The sequence below is a fragment of the Litchfieldia sinesaloumensis genome (genome assembly GCF_900156865.1).
GTDB lineage: Bacteria > Bacillota > Bacilli > Bacillales > Bacillaceae_L > Ferdinandcohnia > Ferdinandcohnia sinesaloumensis.
In genome coordinates, this window is sequence record NZ_LT732528.1 from 1 (window position 1) to 3,866 (window position 3,866).

The 3,866-nt window shown below is 37.3% G+C and carries 5 protein-coding genes; all 5 read right to left on the reverse strand.

What is annotated here, in order from left to right; genetic code table 11:
- Nucleotides 1-363 precede the first annotated feature (363 nt).
- The 5 genes from CZ490_RS00015 to dnaX all read right to left on the reverse strand — a co-directional run bounded on the left by CZ490_RS00015 (nucleotide 364) and on the right by dnaX (nucleotide 3,663).
- Nucleotides 364-630, reverse strand: coding sequence for a pro-sigmaK processing inhibitor BofA family protein (locus CZ490_RS00015; protein WP_077616973.1), 267 nt, complete (start codon nucleotides 628-630; stop codon nucleotides 364-366).
- 140 nt (nucleotides 631-770) lie between these two features.
- A complete protein-coding gene (locus tag CZ490_RS00020) occupies nucleotides 771-986 on the reverse strand; it encodes a YaaL family protein (protein WP_077616974.1) in 216 nt (71 codons plus the stop codon).
- Between the two features lie 10 nt (nucleotides 987-996).
- Nucleotides 997-1,593: a recombination mediator RecR gene (recR, locus tag CZ490_RS00025; protein ID WP_077616975.1), complete on the reverse strand. Its 597-nt coding sequence runs from the start codon at nucleotides 1,591-1,593 to the stop codon at nucleotides 997-999.
- Nucleotides 1,594-1,620: 27 nt separating this feature from the next.
- Complete coding sequence (locus CZ490_RS00030) at nucleotides 1,621-1,941, reverse strand: YbaB/EbfC family nucleoid-associated protein (protein WP_010285585.1); 321 nt, start codon at nucleotides 1,939-1,941, stop codon at nucleotides 1,621-1,623.
- A 30-nt stretch (nucleotides 1,942-1,971) separates the two neighbouring features.
- Nucleotides 1,972-3,663: a DNA polymerase III subunit gamma/tau gene (gene dnaX, locus CZ490_RS00035; protein WP_077616976.1), complete on the reverse strand. Its 1,692-nt coding sequence runs from the start codon at nucleotides 3,661-3,663 to the stop codon at nucleotides 1,972-1,974.
- Between the last annotated feature and the right edge of the window lie 203 nt (nucleotides 3,664-3,866).

The following is a 3,866-nucleotide window of genomic DNA, read 5'->3' on the forward strand; positions in this document are numbered from 1 at the left end:
GGCACGCCGCCAGCGTTCATCCTGAGCCAGGATCAAACTCTCCAATAAGAGTATTGATTGCTCAATAATTTGTTACCAAAATTAAAACGTTGACGCTTGTATTGTGTTCAGTTTTCAAAGAACTTTTTTAACCGCCTCTCAGAAGCGACTTTATTAATATAACATCCTCACAAAAATAAGTCAACACTATTTTATAAGTTTTTTTCTTATTAAAAGGTATTCCCTGTGAGAAATATAAATATACACCTGTGTTAATTAAAAGTCAATAAATTATAGTAATAAAGTTTTTCAATCCACCTACTGTATTCTTTCTCACTAGATCTAAGCCATAATAAAAAAACAAATGAGAGCCCATTTGTTTTTTTAATTTACTATAAATAAGTCTATTATTACGAGTGCTGCTAAACCTGGAAGTCCTAGTAAACCAGACACAGCTGATGTGACTAAATTTATTGGTACATGTAAATTAAAGGATTGTCCAAATGCATTTAGAAAAAACAAAAACAATGCGCCGATTAGGATTTTGACAAATACTTGCCCTACTAAACGAATTGGCCTAAGAGGAGCTCCTATTAGAAGCACAAGTACGATCAATCCTCCAAGTATCGCTATAACTAACTTCGGTTCCAATCAGACTCACTCCTTCTCACAACTTGTACTACTATTCTATGTGAGTGAAGAGTTTTAAGAACCTCTTGTCCATTTTTATTCTATAATAAATGCTTTTTTATAAAAAACTATCCGAGGATAGGTACTTCCCCAGATAGGATTTATTTTAAAAATACCTTTCGCCTTTTTGCCTCTCTTAATAAAAAGAAGTATTTGGTTTCAGCTACTTTAAGTTCATTTATTATTTCATCGGAAGGATCCACACTTTTTTCAATCAAACTCTTTTGTCTCATCCATTCCTGTTTTGCAATCTCTAACTGACTAAAGAGCTCTTGATTAAATTCTCTACGGAGTTTTTCCTTCTTTTTAAAAAGCATAAAAAACCTCCTATAATTCCCGACGTCCTTCTAGCGCCTTTGATAAGGTTACTTCATCTGCGTATTCCAGATCTCCACCCACAGGTAAACCATGAGCGATTCGCGTAATTTTAATTCCTGTTGGTTTCAACAACCGGGAAATATACATTGCTGTAGCTTCCCCTTCAATGTTGGGGTTAGTCGCTAAAATAATTTCCTGGACAGTGTCATCCTGAAGCCTCTTTAGCAATTCCGGAATTTTTATATCTTCTGGCCCAATGCCATCCATAGGAGAGATTGCTCCATGGAGAACGTGATACAACCCGTTGTATTCCTTCATCTTTTCCATCGCGATAACATCTTTGGGATCTTGGAGTACACAAATAATCGTTTTATCACGACGCTCATCTTCACATATATAACAAGGGTCTCTATCTGTTATATGCCCACAATTAGAGCAATATGTAAGATTTCGCTTGGCATTAACAAGTGCCTTTGCAAAATCGAGGACAATATCCTCTTTCATACTTAATACAAAAAAAGCCAGTCGTACAGCCGTTTTCGGGCCGATACCTGGCAATTTCATAAAGCTATCAATCAGCTTAGATATTGGTTCAGGATAATGCATATCTATCTAAGTCCTTTCAACCGACAATTAGAACGGTAGGTTCATTCCTTTTGTGAATTGACCCATTGTTTCATTTGTTAGGTCTTCGATTTTCTTAAGAGCATCATTCGTTGCAGCTAAGACAAGATCTTGTAGCATTTCGATATCTTCTGGATCTACCACTTCTTCTTTAATAATAACGTCAATAATTTCTTTTTGGCCATTTGCTTTTACAGTAACCATGCCACCACCAGCAGTACCTTCTACTACCTTTTCAGCAAGCTCTTCCTGTGCTTTTGCCATATCCTTTTGCATTTTCTGCATTTGTTTCATCATTTTTTGCATATTTCCCATTCCGCCACCACGCATCATGTTCATTTCCTCCTTAGATTTACTCTATTATGATTCTTTTATTTCTATGAGCTCGGCACCTACGATTTTCATTGCTTCCGCAATAAGAGGGTCCTCTGTTTCTTCAGGCCCTTGATCATCATCGGTTCGTTGCCCACGGATAAACTCTTCTCTAATTTTACCCCATTCATCATCGGGTACACCAATCATTTCTAACTTTTTCCCGGTTAATGTAAAAAGGATATTTTCTAGATTTTCTTTTACTTCTGCGTTTTCTGATGCCATTTTACAATGAATTTCATACTTAAATTTCAACACAAAGGCTACCGAAGAAGCCGCAACTGGTTCACTTTCAATTAAAAGAGCAGCATGAGATACTTTGTTTTGACTCCGCAGCTGTTCGAGCATATCGCCCCATTTTCCTTTTAATAAATCAAGGTTTTGCCTTGTTGCGGTCTTTAAAACCTCATTAATTCTACCTACAGGAGTCCTATAGCCAGCTCTTGCTGACTTTTGTGGACGCTTTTCTGCTGGTTTTGAATCTTGTGATTGAGTCGTAATTCCCTTTTCTTTAATTGATGCAAGTTCAGACTCTAACATATTTATTTTGTTCATTAAGCCCTCAAGCTGGGGAAGTGAATCAGGACTCTGATGTGGGTCCATTTGGCTTAACTTCACAATAGCAACCTCTAGGAATATACGCGGATGGTTCGTCCACTTCATTTCTTGCTGGGCTTGATTTAATACATCAATGGTTTCATAAATTTCTTGGTTCTGAATACTCTTCGCTAATTCCGTAAAGTCCTCATCAACTAAAACCCGCTCCAAAACCTCTTCTAACTGAGGGGCCGTTTGATATAAAAGCATATCTCGATAATAAAAGATTAAATCTTCAATAAAGCGCATCGGATCTTTTCCGTGGTCCATCATTTCATCTAACGTCTTTAAGGCTGTTCGGACATCACGGTCTCGAACTGCTCGAACGACATTCGTTAAAAAGGTTTGAGACACAGCACCTGTAATCATGAGTACATCGTCAATATTTACCTCATCATCGCTAAAAGAGATTGCCTGGTCTAGTAAACTTAACGCATCCCTCATTCCACCTTCAGCAGCTCTTGCTATTACATATAGTGCAGGGTCTGCTACAGTTACGTTTTGTTCTGCAATAACAGTTTTCATTCGACCAACAATTGCTTGGGTTGTGATGCGACGAAAGTCAAAACGTTGACATCTTGAAATGATTGTCAAAGGAATTTTATGAGGTTCTGTAGTTGCTAAAATAAATATGACGTGTCTAGGAGGCTCTTCTAATGTTTTTAACAATGCATTAAACGCACCGATGGAAAGCATATGTACTTCATCAATAATATAAACCTTATATCTTACAGCACTTGGCGCGTACTTTACCTTATCTCGAATATCTCTTATTTCATCAACACCGTTGTTTGATGCAGCATCGATTTCAATCACATCAGATATAGATCCGTCTGTAATCCCTCGGCATGCTGCACATTCATTACAAGGTTCAGCAACAGGAGAACGTTCACAGTTAACTGCTTTAGCAAAAATCTTTGCAGCACTTGTTTTACCTGTCCCTCTTGGTCCTGAAAAAAGATAGGCGTGAGAAAATTTTTCTTGAAGAAGGGCATTCTGCAAAGTTTTTGTTATATGTTCTTGTCCCACCACATCTTGAAATGCCTGCGGCCGAAAGACACGGTATAATGCTTGATATGCCATTGATCTTGCCCCTCCTTCTTATCGTCAACTCTTATTATACAGGAAGTGAATATACTGTACAAAGTGATTATAACATTCATTAAAAAATAGGAAAAACTCTAAGTGTACTAGACAATCGATACTAAATGGAAATAGTCACACTTAAAAACCCAACGTGGCGATGAATATAACAAAAACTGGTGACACTTACGTCAAGACAATAA

Excerpts from the sequence above, each read along its gene's own strand:
- recR (WP_077616975.1), bottom strand. The coding sequence starts at position 1,593 with ATGCATTATCCTGAACCAATATCTAAGCTGATTGATAGCTTTATGAAA.
- CZ490_RS00030 (WP_010285585.1), bottom strand. The coding sequence starts at position 1,941 with ATGCGTGGTGGCGGAATGGGAAATATGCAAAAAATGATGAAACAAATG.
- dnaX (WP_077616976.1), bottom strand. The coding sequence starts at position 3,663 with ATGGCATATCAAGCATTATACCGTGTCTTTCGGCCGCAGGCATTTCAA.
- CZ490_RS00020 (WP_077616974.1), bottom strand. The coding sequence starts at position 986 with ATGCTTTTTAAAAAGAAGGAAAAACTCCGTAGAGAATTTAATCAAGAG.